The 20,672-nt window shown below is 66.1% G+C and carries 13 protein-coding genes, 1 tRNA gene and 1 pseudogene; 6 read left to right on the top strand and 9 right to left on the bottom strand.

The features are described 5' to 3' along the window. Positions 1-25: 25 nt before the first annotated feature. The 3 genes from ACSBQT_RS05945 to ACSBQT_RS05935 all read left to right on the top strand — a co-directional run bounded on the left by ACSBQT_RS05945 (position 26) and on the right by ACSBQT_RS05935 (position 4,582). Positions 26-1,357, top strand: a complete 1,332-nt coding sequence (locus ACSBQT_RS05945; RefSeq protein WP_410709274.1) for an MFS transporter — start codon at positions 26-28, stop codon at positions 1,355-1,357. A gap of 88 nt (positions 1,358-1,445) precedes the next feature. Next, positions 1,446-3,194, top strand: coding sequence for a thiamine pyrophosphate-dependent enzyme (locus ACSBQT_RS05940; protein ID WP_410709275.1), 1,749 nt, complete (start codon positions 1,446-1,448; stop codon positions 3,192-3,194). Between the two features lie 122 nt (positions 3,195-3,316). After that, on the top strand, positions 3,317-4,582 hold the full coding sequence (locus ACSBQT_RS05935; protein ID WP_410709276.1) for a M20 family metallo-hydrolase: 1,266 nt from the start codon (positions 3,317-3,319) through the stop codon (positions 4,580-4,582). 129 nt (positions 4,583-4,711) lie between these two features. Here the strand turns inward: ACSBQT_RS05935 and ACSBQT_RS05930 are convergent, their stop codons facing one another. Further along, on the bottom strand, positions 4,712-5,299 hold the full coding sequence (locus ACSBQT_RS05930; RefSeq protein ID WP_410709278.1) for a hypothetical protein: 588 nt from the start codon (positions 5,297-5,299) through the stop codon (positions 4,712-4,714). Positions 5,300-5,812: 513 nt separating this feature from the next. Here ACSBQT_RS05930 and ACSBQT_RS05925 point away from each other — a divergent pair. Continuing rightward, the gene (locus ACSBQT_RS05925; RefSeq protein ID WP_410709279.1) at positions 5,813-6,673 is read left to right on the top strand and encodes a hypothetical protein; all 861 of its coding nucleotides are present in this window, start codon (positions 5,813-5,815) and stop codon (positions 6,671-6,673) included. 17 nt (positions 6,674-6,690) lie between these two features. Here the strand turns inward: ACSBQT_RS05925 and ACSBQT_RS05920 are convergent, their stop codons facing one another. From ACSBQT_RS05920 to ACSBQT_RS05905, 4 genes are all read right to left on the bottom strand, one after another. Further along, entirely contained in the window at positions 6,691-8,067 is a 1,377-nt protein-coding gene (locus tag ACSBQT_RS05920; protein WP_410709280.1) for an NAD-dependent succinate-semialdehyde dehydrogenase, read from the bottom strand. Positions 8,068-8,392: 325 nt separating this feature from the next. Continuing rightward, positions 8,393-10,297, bottom strand: a complete 1,905-nt coding sequence (gene selB, locus ACSBQT_RS05915) for a selenocysteine-specific translation elongation factor (protein ID WP_410709281.1) — start codon at positions 10,295-10,297, stop codon at positions 8,393-8,395. Then, positions 10,290-11,609 carry an L-seryl-tRNA(Sec) selenium transferase gene (gene selA / locus ACSBQT_RS05910; RefSeq protein WP_410709282.1) on the bottom strand — a complete coding sequence of 440 codons (1,320 nt, stop codon included), beginning with the start codon at positions 11,607-11,609 and terminating at the stop codon, positions 10,290-10,292. Before selA ends, selB begins: the two co-directional genes overlap by 8 nt. Before the next feature lie 63 nt (positions 11,610-11,672). Next, a tRNA-Sec gene (locus tag ACSBQT_RS05905) sits at positions 11,673-11,767 on the bottom strand. Positions 11,768-11,884: 117 nt separating this feature from the next. Here ACSBQT_RS05905 and ACSBQT_RS05900 point away from each other — a divergent pair. Further along, positions 11,885-13,084, top strand: a complete 1,200-nt coding sequence (locus ACSBQT_RS05900) for an SGNH/GDSL hydrolase family protein (protein WP_410709283.1) — start codon at positions 11,885-11,887, stop codon at positions 13,082-13,084. Between the two features lie 9 nt (positions 13,085-13,093). After that, entirely contained in the window at positions 13,094-14,080 is a 987-nt protein-coding gene (gene selD, locus ACSBQT_RS05895; protein WP_410709284.1) for a selenide, water dikinase SelD, read from the top strand. A gap of 9 nt (positions 14,081-14,089) precedes the next feature. On the opposite strand, the gene ACSBQT_RS05890 is transcribed toward selD, so the two are convergent. From ACSBQT_RS05890 to fdnG, 4 genes and pseudogenes are all read right to left on the bottom strand, one after another. After that, positions 14,090-14,308 (bottom strand): hypothetical protein, encoded by a 219-nt coding sequence (locus ACSBQT_RS05890; RefSeq protein ID WP_410709285.1) that lies wholly within the window; start codon positions 14,306-14,308, stop codon positions 14,090-14,092. 321 nt (positions 14,309-14,629) lie between these two features. Next, positions 14,630-15,850: an NrfD/PsrC family molybdoenzyme membrane anchor subunit gene (gene nrfD, locus ACSBQT_RS05885; protein WP_410709286.1), complete on the bottom strand. Its 1,221-nt coding sequence runs from the start codon at positions 15,848-15,850 to the stop codon at positions 14,630-14,632. Then, positions 15,847-16,974 (bottom strand): 4Fe-4S dicluster domain-containing protein, encoded by a 1,128-nt coding sequence (locus tag ACSBQT_RS05880; protein ID WP_410709287.1) that lies wholly within the window; start codon positions 16,972-16,974, stop codon positions 15,847-15,849. The genes nrfD and ACSBQT_RS05880 overlap by 4 nt, the downstream gene beginning before the upstream one ends. A gap of 395 nt (positions 16,975-17,369) precedes the next feature. Further along, positions 17,370-20,555 (bottom strand): annotated as a pseudogene (gene fdnG / locus ACSBQT_RS05875) (formate dehydrogenase-N subunit alpha); the annotation flags it as partial. Positions 20,556-20,672 lie beyond the last annotated feature (117 nt).

Below are 20,672 nucleotides of genomic sequence, written 5' to 3'. Positions count from 1 at the left end.
TCCCCGGACTCGACGGAGATAATCCATGAGCGAGCAGAACACCACGGCGTCCACCGAGCTCACTGCCACAACGGAACTGAGCATCAAGGACGCGAACAAGGTCGCCGCCGGCGCCCTGATCGGCACCGCCCTCGAGTGGTACGACTTCTTCCTCTTCTCGGCAGCGGCAGCCCTGGTCTTCAACGTCCAGTACTTCACCAGCGAGAACGCCACGGCCGCCGCCATGGCCTCCTTCGCCACCTTCGGTGTCGGGCTGGCCGCTCGTCCCATCGGCGGTCTGATCTTCGGCCGCATGGGCGACAAGATCGGGCGCCGCAAGGTCCTGCTCATCACGATCATCGGCATCGGCGTCGTCACCGGACTCATCGGCCTCCTGCCGACCTACGCCGCGATCGGCTTCGCCGCCCCCGCCCTGCTCGTGCTCCTGCGCATCCTCCAGGGTCTCTTCGTCGGCGGGGAATGGTCGGGCGCGATGACGCTCGTCGTCGAGAACGCCCCGCTCCACCTGCGTGCCCGTTATGCGGCGATCCCGCAGATCGGCTCCCCGATCGGCACGATCCTGTCCTCCGGCGGTTTCTTCATCATGACCCTGGTGTTCTCACAGGACAGCTTCGACTCGTTCGGCTGGAGGATCCCCTTCCTCGTGGCCCTGCCGCTGCTCGTCGTCGCCGTCTACCTCCGCTCCCGCCTCGAGGAGTCCCCGGTCTTCCGTCAGCTCGAAGAGTCCGGCGAGGTCGAGAAAAGTCCCATCCGCACGACCTTCCGTGACTCGTGGAAGCAGATCATCATCGGCATGGCAGCCGCCCTGCTCGGTGTCGGCGGCTTCTACCTCGTCACTGCATTCTGCGTCTGGTACGGCGTCAACGTCCTCGGCTACGACGATTCGCTCCTCCTGCTCGGCAGCATGGTCGCCGCCGCCGTCGAGATCCTCGCCCTGATCTGGGGCGGTGCCCTGGGCACGAAGTTCGGAGCCTCGAAGGTCATCCTCTGGGGTGGAATCGCCTCGGCGGTCGTCGCGGTTCCCGCGTTCTTCATGTTCGAGTCCGGCAACCCGGTCCTCGTCGTCATCGCCATGACCTTGGCCGTGTCCACTCTGTCCCTGCCCTACGCGGCATCGGGCACCGTGCTCACAGGACTGTTCCCCGCCACCACCCGCTACACGGGTGTGGGCATGGCGCAGAACGCCGCAGGCATGCTTTCTGGGTTCATTCCGCTGTTGGCCACGAGCTTCGTCGCCTCCGCCGGAGACCACTGGTGGCCGGCGGCCGCGATGCTCGTCTTCCTCTCCCTGTTCACGGCGTTCGCCGGCTTTGTCGCTCCCCGCTTGAGCGTCGACCTGCCCGGCTTCAAACACTGAGAACCGCACAGCGCTGAGAACCCAGCGCGACACCGGGCTGGGCGCCCCGGACCTCACACCGTTCGATCGTCGAAAGGACACCCCCACCATGTCGCGTTCCGCCGGCCACCTCATCGTCGACACCCTGGAGAGCGCGGGCATCGAGCGCGTCTACGCGGTCCCCGGTGAGTCCTACCTCGACGTCCTCGACGGACTGTACGACGCGAACATCGAGACCGTCGTGTGCAGGCAGGAGGGCGGTGCCGGGTTGATGGCGCTGGCCGAATCCCGGCTGACCGGCCGTCCCGGAATCGCCATGGTCACCCGCGGTCCGGGAGCGGCGAATGCGATGATCTCCGTCCACACCGCCTGGCAGGACGCGACCGCACTCGTCCTCTTCGTCGGCCTCGTCCCGCTCAACGATCGCTCCCGCGAATCCTTCCAGGAGTTCAGCCTTCCCGAGTGGTTCTCGTCGACGGCGAAGCGCGTGCTCACCATCGATGACGAGGACCGTGCCGGTGAGATCACCGCCGATGCGCTGCGCATCGCCGCATCCGGTCGCCCCGGCCCCGTCGTCGTCGGCCTGCCCGAGGATGTCCTCGTCCGGCTCACCGAGGCTCCCACCCCGACCCTCGCCGAGGTGGCCCCACCGACCCCTGCCCCCGCCGTCATCGATGGCTTGGCTTCGCGGATCGCGGCGGCCGAGCGTCCCGCATTCGTCCTCGGCGGGGATGGGTGGCACAACGGCTGCGGAGCCGAGCTGGCCGGTCTGGCCGCCTCGGCAGGGGTGCCGATCTTCTGCGATTGGCGCGCCTACGATGCGATTCCGCATTCCTCGCCGGCGTGGGCGGGATGGCTCGGCTACGGTCGCGCCGATGCCGTGGCGGCCGGTTTCGCCGAGGCGGACCTCGTCGTCTTCGTCGGCTGCACCCGCTCCGACGTTGCCAGCGACGGGTACACGATCGGCTTCGACGCCGAAACCGTTCTCGTCTCCCTCGATATGGAGGCCACCCAGCACGCAGGGCGCATCGATGCGCACATCATCGCCTCCCCGGACTCCTTCACTCGAGCCTTGACCAGGACCGAAGCCGGCGCGGCTCGGGATGCGAGCCAGCTGCGCGGAACCCGAACGGACGAGTGGATGCAGGGGCGCACGGACGTGCAGTTCCGGTTCGCCGCTCATCGCCCCGACGCCGAGGCGGCACCGGAGAACGCGGACCGTGCCGGGGTCGATCTCGGGGTGGCGTTCGGGATTCTCGATGACCGCCTCGGCGGGGATGCGATCCTCACCTATGGAGCCGGCAATGCGACGATCTGGGGGCACCGGTTCATCCGGCATGAGCGCCCGGCCAGCCTCGTCGGAGCCCGCAACGGGGCGATGGGTCTCGCCGTTCCCGCCGCGGTGGCGGCTTCCCTGGCGTACCCGGAGCGGCGTGCGGTCGCGGTCTGCGGCGATGGGGACTTCCTCATGAACGGCCAGGAGATCGCCACGGCCTTCGCCCACGGCGGATCACCGCTCATCATCGTCGTCGACAACGGCGTGTACGGCACGATCGTGTCTCACCAGGAGAATCACTATCCGGGACGCCCCTCGGGCACGCGCATGGTCAACCCGAACTTCGCGGCGTGGATGTCGGCATTCGATCTCAGCAGCTCCGGGGCCGCCTCGGCGAGCAGAGCGTCCATGAACGGCGACGGGACCTCCGCATCCGGGCTGACCGGGCACGGGGAACGTGTCGAAACGACCGAGGACTTCGGGCCGGCCCTCGACAGAGCACTTGCCCACGGCGGACCCGCGCTCATCCATGTGCTCATCGATCCGGCGACGATGCCACCCGACGCCAACGAAACCTCCTGATCCATCCCGCGTGCCCACCGCTGTGGGCTCCTCCCACCTGACACCGGCACCGCCGGCGCCGCACCCCTCCCCCTCTCAGTCGTGGACCACCCGCCCGCGACACCGTCTCGAAAGGACCCGCTTTGACCGTTTCACCTTCTCTGATCAGCGCCGATCGCGAGGCCGAGTTCCTCGCCGATTGGGCCGTGCATTCGCGTTTCGGTGCCGTCGAGGGCACGAACGGGGTGGACCGGCAGGCCGCAAGCGCCGCCGATGGTCAGCAACGCAAATGGTTCGAAGACCTGCTCATCAAGCACGGTTTCAGCGTCCACCGGGATGCGATCGGCAATCAGTTCGGGCTCCTCGAGCTCGTGCCCGGTGCCCCGTATGTCCTCACGGGTTCGCATATGGATTCGCAGCCGACAGCTGGCCGTTTCGACGGCGCGTACGGGGTGATGGCATCGGCGCATGCGTGTTTCGCGATCGCCGATGAGCTGCGGGCAGACCCGTCGCAGGCGAAGTTCAACCTCGCCGTGGTCAACTGGTTCAACGAAGAGGGCTCCCGGTTCAAGCCCTCGATGATGGGATCGAATGTCTTCACCGGCAAGGCCGAGCTGGAAGCTGCTCTGACCACGCGTGATGCTGCTGGAGTCACCGTCGCCGAGGCGCTCGATGACTTGGGAGAACGCGGAGACTACACGCCCCCGATGATCGCCTCCTATGCGGAGATCCACGTCCAGCAGGGCCGCAGCATGGAAGAGGACGGGGTGACGATCGGGCTGGTCAATGCCACGTGGGCTGCCCACAAGTACGAGTTCAAGGTCACAGGCGCACAGGCGCACAGCGGGTCGACGCTCATGGCCGATCGTCAGGATGCTCTGCTCGGTGCGGCACGTCTGGTCGTGGCCGCACGAGAGCTCGTCGACGACTTCGAGCCCGGTGCTCTGCACACTGCGTGCGGTCAGCTCACCGTCTACCCGAATTCCCCGGTCGTCGTCGCCAGCGAGGTCAGCCTGCTGCTCGATCTGCGCTCTCCCAGCGCCGAGGTGATCGCCGCCGCCCATGAGAAGCTCATGGCCACGATCGCCCAGGTCAGCGCCGATGATCGCGTAGAGATCGAGATCGTCGCCGAGCACAGCTGGGATCAGAACCCGTACTCCGAGGACGGGGTCGAGCTGGCACGCACTGTGGCCGAGGACTTGGGACTCACCTCGGCGAAGGTGATGACCGTGGCCGGGCACGATTCGACGAACATGAAGGACGAGGTGCCCACCGTCATGCTCTTCATTCCCAGCGTCGACGGGGTCTCGCACAGCCTGGCCGAGTTCACGAAGGACGAGGATCTCCTCTCGGGTCTCCATCACCTCACCGAGGTGGTTCGCCGGCTCGCCGCTGGCGCCCTGGCCTGAGGGGCGGCCGGGAGACTCACTCACCGACTGGTTCAAAGTGCAGGTGCCCAGCACAAATGCCGGGCACCTGCACTTTGAACCAGTCGGTGAACCAATCCGCGTGGGGCCAAATGCCCCATTGAGTGTGCGTCAGTCGATGGAGTCGACGTCCTGGTTCTCGTCGACGAGCTTCTCTGCCAGCGGCTCCCACTTGTCGTAGGCGTCAGGGAAGGCTGAGTGCTGCACTTCCTGGGCGGCGTCACCGGGGTCGATGCTCTCCCAGTTGTCGATCTGGGTCAGCCCGGGGTTGTCGGTTCCGGAGTCGACTCCGTAGAAGGCCTTCGATGCGTACTCGGTGTCGGTGACTTCGTCGGTCGAACCCCAGCCAGCGGACGGTCGCTGCTGGAACGCGCCGGCGGAGTCACGGTCACCGCCGTCGAGGTCGTTGAGGCTCGACTCCTGCAGTGCGGTCATCACTGCGATCTTCTGCGCCTGCTCGGACAGATCCGCACCCTTGCCGACACCGATGATCGTGCGCGCATTGTCGATCTGCTCTTCGCTCAGCTCATCCGGGTCGTCGATTCCGCCGGTCGAGCCGGCATCCTGGGATTCGCCGGACTGTTCAACGTCTCCGGAGATCGGGCCGGCCGAAGCCGAGGTCGCCGATGCGAGGGTGACTCCCCCGGCGAGGACGGCGGCGGACAGTGCAGTCACCGCAAGAGTGCGCGCACGTTTCATCTGTTCTCACTTTCTCTTGATCGGGTCATCGACCCGGTCGGCGATTCCTGGTGCTCGGCATCTGTGTTGTGTTCTGCGGCGTTTGGCCTGTGATCGGCACAGGAACACCAGTGCAGAAGGTGCCGTGGAATCGCCCCACACAACACTGACGGACCGATCGGCCCTGTTCAATGAAGAGAGACTTCGAGGTGACTTATTCTCGCCACAACGAATCGTCATGGGTCCGTGTGCATGCGGTCAGAGTTCGCTGAACGTCCTGCGGTCACCAGCGGTGCTCTCACATGCCCGTGACCGGGGTCTCGATCGGCTCGTCGGGCTGTTCGCAGGCGTGGGCCAGGGAAATGTCAGGAGCCGGACGTGACCTCCGCCTCGATCCGGTCGATCCGGTCTTACAACCTCGGCGATCTCGTCCCTCCGGCCCACCCTCCACGTAGCTTGCGTCGTCGCCGCGCCCCTGCGTGGGACGCGGCGACGAAACCGTGCTCGGATGTGGGTGAGGTCTACGCTGTTTGCATGTCCACGCAGCTGCCACCAGATGCCGCAACCGCAATCAGGTCCTACCTCCGGTTTGCCGATCGGATCCTGCCCGGCGGCATCATCGCCTGCGCTGTCACCGGCTCGATCGCGCTCGGTGCCTATCGACCGGGCCGCAGCGACATCGACCTCGTCGCGTTCATCGCCGATGAGTGCCGGACACGGCCGGATCTCATCCGGAGACTGCGCCTGCTTCACCTCTCGCAGGTGCCCCGCTTAGTGGTCGGGGCGGCGCGCGGGCGAGGTGTGAGCGCCTGTTGCAATACGGTCTTCATCGCCGAATCCGAGGTCGGTCGCCCCGTCACCGAGATTCGGCCGATCGCCTCCCATACCGGTGAGATATTCGATGCGAACGGCGCGTTCGACGTCAATCCGGTGGTCTGGAAGGAGCTCGTCGACGGCGGGATCACGGTTCGGGGACGACCGATCGCCGAGTGGGATGTCGATGCGCAGCCGGAGGCGCTTCGCCCGTGGATCAGTAGGAATCTGCGCGAGTACTGGACTCCGTTGGCCGCACAGCTGCGCGGCCGTCCGTCGCGCACCCCGGGAACGCTGCTTCGTCGACTCGTGACGTCCCCGCGGGGACTTTCAGCCGGCACCGTCGCGTGGTGTGTACTCGGTCCCGCGCGGATGCATCATACGCTTGCAACCGGTGAGATCATCGGCAAGGAGGAAGCAGGACGCCGCGCGCTGACCGCATTTCCTCAGCACGCCCCCATCACCGAGGTGGCCCTGGCCAAAGTGCGCGGCGCGCGGATTCCGTCCGCACCGTCACGACGGCAGTGGCGGGGGCTGACCGCCTCGGCGATGGAGGACATGATCACCGCATCACTCGGCTGAGTCCGGCAGCGCGAACTCTACTTCGCGATAAAGTGGAGGCGCTTGTTCACGAACTCGCCCATCCCGATCGGACCCATCTCACGACCGAAACCAGACCGCTTCACCCCACCGAACGGCAACTCAGCAGCCTCCGCCGCAATCGTGTTCACATGCGTCATCCCCACCTCAAGACGAGCAGCCACACGATCAGCACGCGCCTCATCTGTCGAGAACACCGACCCACCCAAACCAAGGGCACAATCATTCGCAAGCTCGAGGGCCTCCTCATCGCTGGAGACCCTGTACACGGTGGCCACAGGCCCGAAGATCTCTTCGCCATACGACTGCGAGTCCCTGGGCACATCGACGAGCACGGTCGGCGCATAATAAGCAGCCGGACCCTCACCCAGCTCACCACCGACGAGCACCCGGGCACCCTCAGCCACGGCCTTGGTCACCTGTGCGTCAACGGTCTCGGCGGCAGAACGGCTCGACAACGGCACATACTCGCCCTCACCCAGGCTCATCGGATCTCCTGGTTTCAACCCGGTGCCCAACTTCACGAGCTCAGCAACGAACTCGTCATAGATGTCGTCCATGACGATCAGCCGCTTATTCGAATTGCACACCTGTCCGGCATTATACGTCCGGAACTCCCACGCTTCACGAGCCACAGCGGCAACATCCGAGGCGTCGAGGACGACCATCGGGTCGATCCCACCGAGCTCCAACACGGCTTTCTTCAGGTTCTGCCCCGCCTGAGCGCCGATGATCGCTCCGGCCCGCTCCGACCCGGTCAGGGAGACTCCCTGAACCCGGGGGTCGGCAATCATCGACGCGATCTGATCATGGTTGGCGAAAAGGTGTGAGTACCCACCCTCGGGTACGCCGGCGGCGCGGAAGATCTCCTCGATCAGCCGCGCCGACCGCCCACAGATGTCAGCGTGTTTGAGCATGATCGTGTTGCCCAGCACAAGATTCGGGGCAGCGAACCGAGCGACCTGATAATAGGGGAAGTTCCACGGCATCACACCCAACAGGGCACCGATCGGCAGCGCTTCGATCCGGGCAGTGCCGGGGATGGTCGACGGGATCTGATAATCCGTGGCCAGACTGGGTCCGTGGACGCCGTAGTAGTCGATGATGTCGGCGGCGAACTCGACCTCATCGACGGACTCGGCATACGACTTGCCCATCTCCACCGAGATCGTCCTGGCGAGTTCGTCCTTGCGTTCATGGAAGATCTCCGCAGCCCTGCGCACAACCGACGCCCGTTCCTGAATGTCGGTCTCCTTCCACGTCAGGTACGTGGAGTGGGCGGCAGTCACGGTGGACTCGATCTCGGCATTCGTTGCCTCGGGGAAGGTCTCGACGACCTCGCCGGTGGCGGGATTCTGAACACGATAGTTCGACATGGTTGCTCCTTCGCAGTCTCGGGTCGGAATCGCATCTGCGCGACCGGAGACGGTCAATGGTGAGAATTTCTGGTGGGCGGTCAGTGCTACGACCAGGGCAGCGCGCCCGGATATGGGGATCATGAGGCGATAAATGGCGTCGCTGCGGCCCCATCACCGCAGTCAGTTATCACCCATACCATCGACGGAAGCGCCCGAATCGGCGCGAACGATCATTCCGACTTGATCGTAATACAGGTCACGGAGTTTCGCCGAGGCGGCCGCCCACCGACCCGGCGATCGGTTCGTCGTCATGGCCGCCCGTCCGATAGTGCCACGAGGGTCCTCAGCGCACGACTTCGCGGTGTGTGGTGTCGAGTCGGCGCGTCCAGCCCCGGCCGTCGAGGTGTTCGAGCAGGGGGATGACGACGCGTCGGGTCGTCCCCAGCGCCTGCCTCGCCTGGCTTGTGGTGAAGGGCTGGGCGAGACCGGCGAGGATCCGCATCGCCTGCGCGGGGGTGCGCGGAGCCACGATGATTCCGTCGCCGAGGCGCAGGATCCGTCCCGCCTTCTCAGCGACCGCGAGCTCCCGCGCTCCGAGGCCGAGTTCTCGCAGATCATCGGCTTCCGGAGCGGCGAACGGGTCGGCTGCGAGTCGGCGCTCGATCTCAGCGATACCGGCTTCGGCGGCACCGAGTCCCGCGGTATGCCCGGGCGGGCGAACCATTCCGTCAACGGCCTCGAGCCCTGCGCGAGAGATGACCTGGTCGAGCAGTGCGCGAATCGCGCCGCCGGAGCCTTCAGGCAGAGGCAGAGCCGGCTGGATTTTCGCCTTCGCCGAGGTGTCACTTTTCGTTTCGCTGCCGCGCCTGCGACTAGAGTCGGGAGTTCGCTGAAGTGCCTCGGCGACGGCTTTGACGGGCACTCCTGCGGCCATCGACGTGGCGGCGAGTTCACGGTTGACCAGGGATTTCGACGCCTCGACCCAGGAGGTCAGCGTCGGCGAGTGGACGAGCCACTCACCCACATCCTCGATGTCGGCGGGCAGGCCCTCGTCATCGGGCACCTGCAGACCGAACCGGGTGAGGACGGTGCGTTCGACGGCTCCGCGGCGGGCCACCTCGGCGAGGATATCGCCTTTCACAGGACGGTCGGCGAGCTCCCGAGCGCGGCGGGCGCCGTCACCTCTCCGAGACAGTTCGGGCGGGTCGACGTCGAGCACGAGGAGGCCTGCGAAGACGTTGCGGCTGCCCGGGGCACGGAGCACAATCCGGTCGCTGACCTGCAGCGGAAGCGGTCGGTCGAGGGTGAGCCGGGCGTGGTCGGCATCGAAGGCTCGCAATCGTGCGGGTACGGCGGCGGTGCCGATATGGGCCATGAGTTCGTGGATGCCGGAGTCGAGAGCCTCGCCCATGGTGCGGCGCACGTCGATCGTGTCGACGATCGGCCAGGCCCCGCTCGTGAGCAGTGCGTCGCCGCGGTGGAGGTCGTCGGCGGGGACGTCGCGGAGGTTGACGGCCACGCGGGCCTGCGGGACCACCTCGGTAGTGGTGGAATTACGGGACTGCAGACCCCGTACGCCCACGGTCCGGTCGATGGTCTCTCCGCGCAGCTCGACACTGTTGCCCGTGGTGAGGGTGCCTGCCGTGAGGGTCCCGGTGACGACGGTGCCGGCTCCCCTGATAGTGAAGGCCCGGTCGACCCACAAACGCACCCTCCCCGAGGTGGTCGGAGGCTCGGCCGTAGCCGTGACCTCGTCGAGGACGCTGATGAGTTCGGGCAGGCCCTCCCCGGTCGTGGCCGAGACAGTGACGATCGGCGCTGCTTCGAGTGGTGTTCCACGCAGCTGCGCTCTGACCTGGGCCTTTGTGGTCTCGACGGAGTCAGGGGCGAGGTCGGCCCGGGTGATGACGACGAGGCCGTGGGTGATGCCGAGCGCATTGATCGCGTCGCGATGGTCAGTCGATTGGGCTTGCCAGCCCTTGTCTGCGGCGATGACGAAGCAGGCGATGGGGGCGGGGCCGAGCCCGGCGAGCATGTTCGCGAGAAACTTCTCGTGCCCGGGCACGTCGACGAAGGCGATCTCGCGGCCCGAGGGCAGGGTGGTCCAGGCGAAACCGAGGTCGATGGTCAGTCCGCGCTTCTTCTCTTCGGCCCATCGGTCGGGTTCCATCCCGGTCAGGGCGTTCACCAGGGTCGACTTCCCGTGGTCGACGTGTCCGGCGGTGGCGATGACGAAAGTGTCACGCATTGTCAGCACGGACTCGCTTGATGGCGGCAGCGATGCGGTTGTCTTCGCTTTCGGGTACGCAGCGCAGGTCGATGAGGCATCGTCCCTGGTGGACTCGGGCGACGATCGCAGGATCGCCGCGGCGCAGCGGCTCGGTGAAGGCTTCGGGCAGTTCGACCGCCCAGCCGGACAGGGGCACTCCGGGGGCTCCCCCGCCGCCGACTCGTCCGTCGTGGTCGACGATCGTGGCACCGACCGTCGCGGCGAGGGTTTCAGTGCGTTTCCGCAGGTGATCTGCGTCGATGTGGAGGGCGTCGTGGATCGGGTTCGCCGTGTGCGTGATCGTGGCTTCGAGGGCGGCGAGGGTCAGTTTGTCCGTGCGCAGCGCTCTGGCCAGAGGGTGTTTGGCCAGTGTCTGCACTGCTTCGGTGCGGCCGAGGATGAGGCCGGCCTGCGGTCCGCCCAAGAGCTTGTCGCCGGAGACGATGACGAGGTCGGCGCCGGCGCGCAGGGCGGTGTCGATGTCGGGTTCGTCGGGCAATGCCGGGTCGGGGGTGAAGAGTCCGGAGCCGAGGTCGACGATGAGCGGCAGGTTGTGCTCGTCGGCGAGTCCGCGCAGGTCGGCCACCTCTACGGATGAGGTGAATCCTTCGACGCGGAAGTTGCTCGTGTGCACCTTGAGCAGGCAGGACGTGTCGTCGCTGATGGCCTCGGCATAGTCGGCCACGTGGGTGCGGTTCGTCGTGCCGACCTCGCGCAGACTGGCGCCGGTCGTCGTCATAAGGTCGGTGAGGCGGAACCCGGCACCGATTTCGATGAGTTCGCCGCGGCTGATGATGATCTCGACGGAACCTGCCCCGCGACCGCCAATCGCAGTGACGGCCAGCAGCAGGGCGGCCGCACCGTTGTTGACCACGAGAGCATCCTCGGCGGCCGGGCTGGCCTGCAGCAGGGAGGCCTTCGCTCCGGTGCCCCGCTTGCTGCGTTTGCCGTTGCCGAGGTCCATTTCGACGTCGACATATCCGGCCGCCTCGGTAATCGCCTGGGTTGCCGCAGGTGAGAGCGGTGCCCGGCCGAGGTTCGTGTGGACGAGGATGCCGGTGGCGTTGAGCACCGGGGTCAGGGAGGAGGCCGAACGGGAACCGAGCTTGGAGGTGATGGCGGGGGCCACCTCGGCGACGGGGATCTCACCGGCCCGGGCGGCGTTCTGCACCTCGGAGATGATGGCCTTGATGGTCGCTTGATTGAGGCGCTCACCTGCTGCGATGACCTCGGGAAGGGCAAGGAGATCATCCGTGCGCGGAATGGATCGACGCGGGTCGGACTCGACCATCTGACCTCCTCCTCTGTGCGGGGTCACGGCGGCGCCGCTTGGTCGGCGGAACCGCGAAACGGTTGGCGGAGGCGGACGGGAATCGAACCCGCCAGACCGAGATACTCGGTCTCACTGGTTTTGAAGACCAGGGCGCCCACCAGGACACGGACGCCTCCATAAGGAATCCTATCGCGCGACGAACGGTGACATTCCCACTCCGGGATCACCCGATGATGTGCGACTTCGCAGCCATCACTATCGCGCCGGAAACGGATCGTACTACTCTGGAGTCGATGTTCACGATGCCGATCACCGAGGATTTCGTCCGCGGAACCCCCTATTCCGAACCCACAGATCGCGGGTTGAGACCCCACCGACTACCACCGCATGTACGGACTCGCGACGCCGACGCGCAGCTCACCCTCATGGAGTCTCATCCCTCAGGCGTCCGCCTCGAATTCCTCACCGAGTCCACCCGAATCGGTCTGGAGCTCCATTCCACCCGCGTCGCCTACCGAGGCATGGAACGGGCTCGTGGTGCCGTCGATGTCGTCGTCGACGGCACATTCCAGTCCTCGATGGTGTTGGACGGCGGTGACGCCATCGAACTCGACATGGCCACCGGCTCACGCACGCTTGTCAGCGGTGAAGCCGACATCGTCGTGGCCGACGACTTGCCGAATGGTGAGAAGAAGGTCCAGATCTGGTTGCCGCATAATGAGCAGGTCGACCTGATCGCCCTCCACACCGACGCCGAGGTGCGGCCCTTCACCAAGTCCGATCGCGCGACCGAGCCGGTCTGGCTGCATTACGGAAGTTCGATCAGCCAGGGCTCCAATGCGGCTCATCCCACCGGGATCTGGCCAGTCGTTGCTGCTCGCAGGGCGGGAGTGAATCTGCACAACCTCGGATTCGGCGGCAGCGCGATGGTCGATCCGTTTATGGCGCGTCTGATGCAGGAAACTCCCGCCGATCTCATCAGCGTGAAGCTGGGAATCAACGTCGTCAACCTCGACGGGATGAGGCGGCGCATCTTCGTCCCGGCCGTGCACGGATTCCTCGACACCATCCGCGACGGGCACCCCGAAACGCCGTTGCTCGTCGTCTCGCCGACTCACTGCCTCATCCATGAGGACACTCCCGGGCCGGGAGGGGTCGACCCGGAGAGCATCACCGATGGCGAGATGAGGTTCATCGCCACAGGCAAGAAGGGGGACACCGACCTCGGTCGACTGACTCTGCAAAGCGTCAGGGAGGCCCTCGCCGAGGTGGTCGAGGCCCGCAGCGATGATCCGAACCTCCATTTCCTCAGTGGACTCGACCTGTTCGGCGCCGAAGATGAGACCCGGCTGCCGTTGCCCGATGGGCTCCACCCGGTCACCGAAGCGCACCGATTGATCGGAGACCGCTTCGCCGATCTTGTCTTCGGACCGGACGGTGTATTCGGCTCCAGCGGTGGAGCATCCGTCGCGCCTCTTGACCTGCGGTGTTAGTCTCCGGGTATGACTGCGATTCAGGACCGTCTGACCTCGTTCGCCCACGGTGGAGGATGCGCCTGCAAGATTCCCCCCGGCGAGCTCGAGGACGCGGTGCGCGGCCTGGTCGGCCAGCCCGGCCCGGATGTCCTCGTCGGCCTCGATGACGGCGATGATGCCTCGGCGGTGCGAGTCCGCGATGACCTCGCGGTGCTCTCGACCGCGGATTTCTTCACCCCTGTCGTCGATGATGCCTACGACTGGGGACGGATCGCGGCGGCCAATGCGCTCTCGGACATCTACGCGATGGGCGGGACCCCGGTCACGGCGATCAACCTCGTCGGGTGGCCGCGGGAGAAGTTGCCGATGGAGCTGCTCACTGAGGTCCTGCGCGGCGGGCTCGACATTGCGGCGCAGGCGAACTGCCCCGTCGCCGGCGGCCATTCGATCGACGACCCCGAACCGAAGTACGGGATGGCCGTGACCGGGGTGGCACATCCGAATGAGCTCATGCGCAATGATTCCGCCGAGGCGGGGCTCCCCCTGACATTGACCAAACCGATCGGCGTGGGGATCCTCAACAATCGGCACAAAGTCACTGGTGAGACCTTCGACGAGGCGATCGCCACGATGACCGCGCTCAATGCCGAAGCGTCACGGGCGGCCGTGGCTGCAGGCGTACGAGCGGCCACGGATGTCACCGGTTTCGGTCTGCTCGGGCACCTGTTCAAGATGGCCCGTGCCTCAGGAGTCGGAGCCGTCATCGATGCGGCTGCAGTGCCCCGCCTCGGCGGTGTCGATGAGTCGATCGCTGACGGGTATGTGTCCGGCGGAACCAGGCGAAACCTCGATTGGGTGCGGCCTCATCTGACCGCGGATGACGGCGTGAGCGAGGACGACCTGCTGCTTCTGGCCGATGCGCAGACCTCGGGCGGGCTGCTCGTCGTCGGCGAACTGCCTGGTCACCCGATCATCGGCGAGATCGTCGCCGGCTCGGGCGTAAACGTGCGGTGAGGGGCACTATCAGCGCGGAGTGACATCCTCGTCGCGGAACTTCCGGAAGCTGGACGTGAAGAACCACAAGAAGGCGCCGGTGAAGAGACCGGCTAGCAGTGTCTGCCACCAGTTGAATGACTCGTTGCCCCAGCCAAGCAGATGCATGCCGAAGTAGACCAGTGGGAAGAGCAATGCTACGAGCACAGCACTTCTCAGACTCTTGCGCTCGCTGAGCAACTTCTTCATAGGCCTCTCACGCTACCGAAAGAGGACTATTTTACAAGATGCTTTGCTGAATAAGGTGCCGGGTGAGGCTGTTTTTGACGTCGATCGGCGTTCGCCGAGGGAGATTTCGCGACGCTTTCGAGCATCCTTCATCGGTGCTCGCACACCACCCCGTTGCACCGAGGTGTTTTGGCACTAAAGGCGAGGGGTGCCGCAGGAACTGTAGGAAGAGCCACTCGTGAGTGGGTGTTGGCGCTGCCGGTGCCCAGCAACACGAACGGTGAGAGGTGCTCACGATGAGAGGCACCCAGCGACTCGAGCGGTGATGTATCGCCCGCGCGCCTACCGCCCGGTGGTGATGGAGTCGTCGGTGATGCCGCGAGCCCGACGCTCTTCGAGGCGAGCGCGCTGCGGTTCGACCACGTGACGCGGGTCCTTCGTCGATTCGATGCCGGCTTCCAACACACCGAAACGCGTGTACGCCGAGGCGGCAGCGAGTGCCGCACCGGAGACGACGGACAGCCCCCGCAACACAGCCCGAGTCTTCCAGCCGCCACCCAGCTTCTTCGCGAACACACGTGCCCCCACCTCGACGGCGGCGGCACCGACTGCTCCGACGATGAGCAGCTTCTCGGCCCGGTGGAGCTTGTGTCCCGGTTCGCCGTCGTCCATCGGATCGACCTCGGCCGGGTGCATGCGCTTCCTCATCGCCGACATCGCATAAGCCTCTCCGGCGGTCCCGGCGAGCGCGAGCAGTCGGGCAGGTCCGGTCTCGGCCACCGGTGCCAATGCCATCGCGACACCTCCGGCGGCCATCGAAGCCGAGGACACGAACACGTACGGCAGACCGTTGCGACCGGCGGCGTTCCAGGTCGGAACGGCCGTCGCCCCCAGAAGCACGGCGGTATAGGCAGCCAGCGGTGTGGCAAAGAACGCGGACTCGATTGCGGCAGGAGTCTCCATGCCATGGAGCACCTTGCGCAGCGGGCCCAGGGGCAGCAGCTTCTCACCCGTGATTCGGTCGAGTTCGATCGCGAAGATCACACCCGATCCGACGCCGAAGCCCGAGAGGATCCACGTGCCCAAGCTCATCGGCGACGACACTTTGACGACGCGCATCATGTTGAGGAACCGTTCGGGCCGGCCGAGGTCGGCCACGAGAGCGGCACCGCCGACGCCGGTCGCGGCGATCGCGGTCATCCGGGAGGCGATGCGCATGCCGGGCCGATCGGTCAGCTGCGCACCGAAGCCCAACAGAGACGAACCGCCTGCCAGACCGCCGAGGAACAGGTACGCCCCGATCTCATCGCCCCACGGCGGAGCCTTGACGATCGGTCGACCGTAGTAGGACGTGAACTCGACGTCCTCGACCATGGGCATCTCACGGTTGCCGTCGGCACCGCGGTTCTTCCAACCGCCGCCGCGACCGTTACTGACGCGACCACCCCGACGGCCACCGGAACCGTCAGGTCCACTGGGTCCTCCGCGGCCGCCTCGGCGACGTTTTCTGCGTCCGCCTTCCGGCTCGGGTGGGCGGTAGGAATCGTATTCTGATGTGCTCATGAACGGCGGCTCCCGAGGAACGCGAGTCCGGCCGCGGCGACCATGCCCAGCGCCGCGATCCCGGCGTTGGCGTACATCTTCGGCAGATCCTTCGTCGCGACCCGCGGGTCCGGCGGCAGGCCGTAGACCTCGGGTTCGTCGAGGAGGAGGAACACGGATCCGGTGCCGCCGACCCCGTCGTTCGGGTTCGCCCCGTAGAGGCGAGCCTCGGTCAGTCCCTTCGCGTGGAGTTCGGCCACGCGGTCGTGCGCCTGGTCGACCATGTCCTCACGGTCGCCGAACTTGATCGACTGAGTCGGGCAGGTCTGCGCGCAGGCCGGTTCCTGACCCTCGACGAGGCGGTCGTAGCAGAGGGTGCACTTGTTCGCGGTGCCCGCGTTCGGCACATCCATGTCCGCAGCCTTGCGATCATCCCGGTCAGTGGGGGTATTGATCGTGCCGTCGTCGCGGCGTTCGATGACGCCGAAGGGGCAGCCGGCCACGCAGGTTCCGCAGCCGTTGCAGACATCGTTCTGGACGACGACGGTGTCGAATTCGGTGCGGAAGAGCGCGCCGGTCGGGCACACGTCGAGGCAGCCGGCGTGCGTGCAGTGTTTGCATACGTCGGAGGACATCAGCCAGCGGAAGTCCGCGGTGTCCGGGGGTGTCGTGTCGACGTTCGACAGATCGGTCGGCTCCAGGGCACCCGGTGCCAGCAGATCGACGTTGAGCTCAGGCGTCGTCGGCAGACCGGCGGAGGTCCGGCCCTCGGCCGCCGCACCCAGGGCCCCGTCCAACGGCTGCGCCGCGGCAGACTCATCGGTGCGCGGTCGGATCGTGGGCATCCCGAGATTGACGAGCTTGCGCCCGGATTCCCGCGCCTTCTCGATGCGTTCGGAATCCTGTTCGATGAACGCGACGTGCCGCCACGTGTTCGCACCGAGGCTGCCCGTGTTGTCATATGAGGAACCGAGCAGTTCGAAGGTGCCGTCCTGCGGGTTGCGGTTCCACTCCTTGCACGCGACTTCGCAGGCCTTGCAGCCGATGCAGATCGAGGTGTCGGTGAAGAATCCCTTGCGGCTGTGCGCGGAATCGTGCCAGTGTCCGTCCGCCAACGTGCCGTCGTCGATCGTCGGTGTCGACATCAGTCGTCCTCCTCCTCGTTCTCCTGCCGATCCCGAGCCGCGCGGGCGCGGGCTTCCGCTTCGGCCACCTCGGTTTCGGCGATCGCACTGCCGTCGGCATGCCTGCCGTGGTCGGGGTCGCCGTCGCTGGGGTCCCCGTCGTCGGCGCGGTTCGACACCGCCGTCTCGGCGGATTCGGTGGGTTCGTCCGCCTCGGTGGGTTCGATGGTGATCCTACCGCTGCGGTCATCGGCACTGTCGACCGTCGCCGAGGCGGTCGTTCCGCCCCGATCGGAGCGTCCCTGTGCTCCCCCGTCCAGGGTCCTGCTCGGGGTGACGCCGACGGCCGAATCGCCGCCTCGGTGAGCGTGCCCACCGGCGCTGCGACCCTGTCCGGCGTGATGGGAGGCCTCGACATCCTCGGCGGGAACGGTGACCTGCTGGTTGCCGGATTCGGGGCTGAGTCCCGCCTCGCGTTGGTACTTCTCGACAAAGTCGACGAGTTCGGGTCCGCGGGGACGGCGACCGGGCATGATCGTTCCGGCCACGTACTTGCTGTTCTGGATGTAGACGTTGGGGTCCATCGTCACACCGAGCAGGTCGTTGGCGGAATCGCCTTCGACGACGGCACCCTGACCGCCCACGCCCCAGTGATAGGGCAGACCGATCTGGTGGACGGTCTTCCCGCCGATCGTCAGCGGGGTCATCCGCTTCGTCACGAGGACGCGGGCCTCGATCGCCGCCCGCGGGGAAACCAGGGTGGCCCAACCGTAGGGTTCGAGCCCAACCTCGGCGGCGAGTTCAGGTGAGATCTCGCAGAACATCTCCGGCTGCAGCTCCGACAGGTACGGCAGCCACCGGGACATGCCTCCGGCGGTGTGGTGCTCGGTGAGTCGGTAGGTCGTGAACACATAGGGGAAGACCTCGGATCCCGGCACCCCGGCACCGGGGGCGGACAGGTTGTCCTCACGGCGCATGACCATCCGAGTCGGGCTGTTCTGCTGGGAGTACAGCGGGTTCGCGACCGTCGATTCCTGTGGTTCGTAGTGAGTGGGAATCGGTCCGTCGATCATGCCGCTGGGTGCGAACAGCCACCCCTTGCCGTCGGCCTGCATGACGAAGGGATCATCGCCGTCAAGGTTCGCGGGACCGCCGTAGGCGATATCCGATCGGGCGGCGGGTGCACGGTCGATCGGGAAGTCGGGCACGTCCTTGCCCGTCCACTTCCCGGCTTCCTCGTCCCACCACACGAACTTCTTCCGCTCCGACCAGGGAGTTCCGTCGGGTGCGGCCGAGGCACGGTTGTACAGGATCCGACGGTTCGCCGGCCAGGCCCACGCCCATTCGGCGGCGGTCTCGTCCTGCTCATCCCGCGGTTTGCGGCGGGCGGCCATGTTCTGGCCTCCCGCGTAGACGCCGGCGTAGATCCAGCAGCCGCCGGCGGTGGTCCCGTCGTCGGTCATCTGGTTGAAGTTGTCCAGGGGCTCGCCGTCGCGGTCGCCGCCGATGAAGTAGCCGTTGATCTCCTTGACGACCGCTTCGGCGTCGACTTCGCCCTCCTCGTCGACCGGGTAGTCCCAGGTCATGTCGAGCAGCGGACGATCGCGGGAGTCGTCGGAGTCTTTCAGCTTCTCGCGCACGGCTTGGCCGAGCTCAAAGAAGAAGTCGAGCTCGCTCTGTGCGTCTCCCGGCGGGTTGACAGCCTTGTGACGCCACTGCACGAGACGCTGGGTCTGCGTGAACGTGCCGGCCTTCTCCGTGTGGTTGGCGGCGGGCAGGAAGAACATCTCGGTGTCGATGTCCTCGGTCTTCAGCTCCCCGGTCTCGATCTCGGGGCCGTCCTTCCACCAGGTGGCGGATTCGATGAGGCTGAAGTCGCGGACGACCATCCACTTCAGGTGGCTCATGGCCATCCGCTGCATGCGCCCATTGGCCGATCCCACGGCCGGGTTCTGCCCAAGCAGGAAGTACCCGTCGACGCCGTCGTTGAGCATCCGCACCGCGGTCTGATAGGTGCCGTGGGCGCCGTTGATGCGCGGCAGATAGTCGAAGGCGAAGTCGTTGTCCTTCGTCGCCGCATCGCCCCACCAGGCCTTGAGCAGGCTGGTGGCGTAGGCACGGCCGTTGGCCCAGTAGCCCTTATGGGTCTCCGGGGTGCCCACGGCTGCGACGTAATCGTCGAAGGCGTCGTGGACCCCGGCGCTGGGCATCGGCAGGTAGCCGGGCAACAGATTGAACAGGGTCGGGATATCGGTCGAGCCCTGGATCGTCGCGTGCCCGCGCAGCGCCATGATTCCGCCGCCCGGTCGACCCATGTTGCCCAGCAGGAGCTGGAGGATCGAGGCGGTGCGGATGAATTGCGCACCGAGGCTGTGCTGGGTCCAGCCGACCGCATAGGCGAAGCACGTGGTGCGTTCCCGACCCGAGTTCTCGGTCACCGATTCGTAGAGGTAGTCGAAGTCTGCGGGTTTGATTCCGCAGTTCTCTTCGACCATCTCCGGCGTGTAGCGCGAGTAGTGGTGCCGCAGGATCTGGAAGACCGATTTCGGGTCCTTCAGGCTCGGGTCCTTGAGCGGCGCACCGTGCTCATCCGTCTGGTACGACCACGTCGAGTTCTCGTACGAGTTCGTGTCCGGGTCGAACCCGGAGAACAGTCCGTCGAGATCCTCGGTGTCGACATAGTCGTCGCTGATGAGGTTCGCCGCGTTGGTGTAGGCGCGCACGTACTCGTCGAAGTAGCGCCCCTCGGTCAGGACGCGGTTGATGAGCGCACCGAGCAGCACGATGTCGGAGCCGGCCCGGATGGGCACATGCTTATCGGCGATCGCGGTGGTGCGCGTGAAACGAGGATCGACGTGGATGATGCGGGCACCCCGGGCCTTGGCCTCGCTCACCCATTGGAAGCCCACGGGGTGGCACTCGGCCATATTGGAACCCTGGATGATGATGCAGTCCGCATTCGCCATATCCTGGACGGGTTGTGTGGCGCCGCCGCGCCCGAACGAAGTTCCCAAACTGGGAACGGTGGCGGAGTGTCAAATACGCGCCTGGTTCTCGATCTGTATCGCCCCGGCCGCGGTGTAGAGCTTCTTCGCGAGGTAGTTCTCCTCGTTGTCGATGGTCGCCCCGCCGAGGCTGGCGATGCCCATCGTCCGCCGCAGCGGGTGGCCTTTGTCGTCGAAGTCCTCCCAGTGGTTGCGGCGGGCTTCGATGAATCGGTCGGCGATCATGTCGATCGCGGTCGACAGGTCGATCTTCGTCCAGTCCTTGGCCTTCGGGGCCCGGTAGAGGACGTCGGTGACACGGCCGGGAGCGTTGACGAGCTGTTCGCTGGCTGCGCCCTTCGGGCACAGGCGACCGCGTGAGATCGGTGAGTCCGGGTCGCCTTCGATCTGCACGACCTTGTCGTCCTTGACGAAGATCTTCTGTCCGCAGCCGACGGCGCAGTAGGGGCACACGGATTGGACGACCTTGTCGGCCGTGACCGTGCGCGGGGTGGTGTCCCGAGTCTGCTGGGACACGACGGATTCGCCGCGTCCCGTCTTATCCGACGTGCGCAGCTGCCGGAGTACCGGCCACTCGAGGAAGCTGAACCGAGCCATGGCACCACCATAGCCCCTCACGGGGCGGAAACGCACGAGGTGAGACCGGGTTTTCGAGCCCGTCTCAGGGGGTTGGGAAACCCCCGGTTCGCCGAGGCGGCTGCGCGGTCACGATCG

Source organism: Brevibacterium sp. H602, assembly GCF_051172395.1.
Classification (GTDB): Bacteria; Actinomycetota; Actinomycetes; order Actinomycetales; family Brevibacteriaceae; genus Brevibacterium.
The sequence above is the reverse complement of the archived record's forward strand: the minus strand, read 5'-3'. Positions and strand labels throughout refer to the sequence as shown.

Coding starts and splice junctions, on each gene's coding strand:
- selB (WP_410709281.1), bottom strand. CDS start 10,297: ATGCGTGACACTTTCGTCATCGCCACCGCCGGACACGTCGACCACGGG.
- ACSBQT_RS05920 (WP_410709280.1), bottom strand. CDS start 8,067: ATGTCGAACTATCGTGTTCAGAATCCCGCCACCGGCGAGGTCGTCGAG.
- nrfD (WP_410709286.1), bottom strand. CDS start 15,850: ATGAGCACATCAGAATACGATTCCTACCGCCCACCCGAGCCGGAAGGC.
- ACSBQT_RS05890 (WP_410709285.1), bottom strand. CDS start 14,308: ATGAAGAAGTTGCTCAGCGAGCGCAAGAGTCTGAGAAGTGCTGTGCTC.
- ACSBQT_RS05880 (WP_410709287.1), bottom strand. CDS start 16,974: ATGTCGACACCGACGATCGACGACGGCACGTTGGCGGACGGACACTGG.
- selD (WP_410709284.1), top strand. CDS start 13,094: ATGACTGCGATTCAGGACCGTCTGACCTCGTTCGCCCACGGTGGAGGA.
- ACSBQT_RS05930 (WP_410709278.1), bottom strand. CDS start 5,299: ATGAAACGTGCGCGCACTCTTGCGGTGACTGCACTGTCCGCCGCCGTC.
- selA (WP_410709282.1), bottom strand. CDS start 11,609: ATGGTCGAGTCCGACCCGCGTCGATCCATTCCGCGCACGGATGATCTC.
- ACSBQT_RS05945 (WP_410709274.1), top strand. CDS start 26: ATGAGCGAGCAGAACACCACGGCGTCCACCGAGCTCACTGCCACAACG.
- ACSBQT_RS05900 (WP_410709283.1), top strand. CDS start 11,885: ATGTTCACGATGCCGATCACCGAGGATTTCGTCCGCGGAACCCCCTAT.
- ACSBQT_RS05925 (WP_410709279.1), top strand. CDS start 5,813: ATGTCCACGCAGCTGCCACCAGATGCCGCAACCGCAATCAGGTCCTAC.
- ACSBQT_RS05940 (WP_410709275.1), top strand. CDS start 1,446: ATGTCGCGTTCCGCCGGCCACCTCATCGTCGACACCCTGGAGAGCGCG.